General features: G+C 71.7%; 1 protein-coding gene. It reads left to right on the top strand.

The features are described from left to right. Positions 1-682: hypothetical protein (locus DBR34_RS16510; protein WP_219928321.1), on the top strand; the 682-nt coding region annotated here is incomplete at both ends.

A 682-nucleotide genomic window follows, 5' to 3' on the forward strand; every position in this document is an offset into this window, starting at 1 on the left:
CCGCCTGCTGCTCGCCCTTCCGCTGCTGGTCCTCGCAGCGCCGCACGCGGATGCACTGCTGCGCAATGCGCTGCGCCAACTCGGCCACGCCAGTCTGGTGCCCGCACGCCGCGCCGCCCACCTGGAGCAGCTGCTGCAGCGGGTCCGCCGCGGGCGCGACAGCCCCCTCCCCGAACTGCTGTGCCTGCTGATCGCGCTGGCACCGGTTGTGCTCGCCGGAACCGCGGTCAACCTGCTGCCCGGTGTGGCCGACTGGCGCCTGCACGCCGGCCAGCTCACGGCGGCCGGGCGCTGGTACGAATGGGTGTCGGTGCCGATCTTCCGGCTGCTGGGCCTGCTGTGGCTGTGGCGGTTCGTGTTGTGGACGGTGCTGTTGTGCGGGCTGCCGCGCGTGGGCCTGCGCCTGCATGCCGAACATCCGGACGGTGCCGGAGGCCTGGCGTTCCTGGGCCTGGCACAGGAACGCTTTGCGATCCTGGCACTGGCCGGCGGCCTGCTGCTGGCCGGCGCCTGCGTCAACCAGATGGTCTGGCTCGGCGAATCGCTCTACGCGATGCGCCACCTGCTGGCCGGCTACGTGGTCGGGGTCGCCGCGCTGCTGATTGCACCGCTGCTGGTACTGATGCCCACCCTGATGCGGGCCAAGCGCCACGCGCTGTTCCGTTTCGATGCCCTGGGCAAC

The sequence above is a fragment of the Stenotrophomonas sp. HMWF003 genome (assembly GCF_003061285.1).
GTDB lineage: Bacteria > Pseudomonadota > Gammaproteobacteria > Xanthomonadales > Xanthomonadaceae > Stenotrophomonas > Stenotrophomonas maltophilia_AP.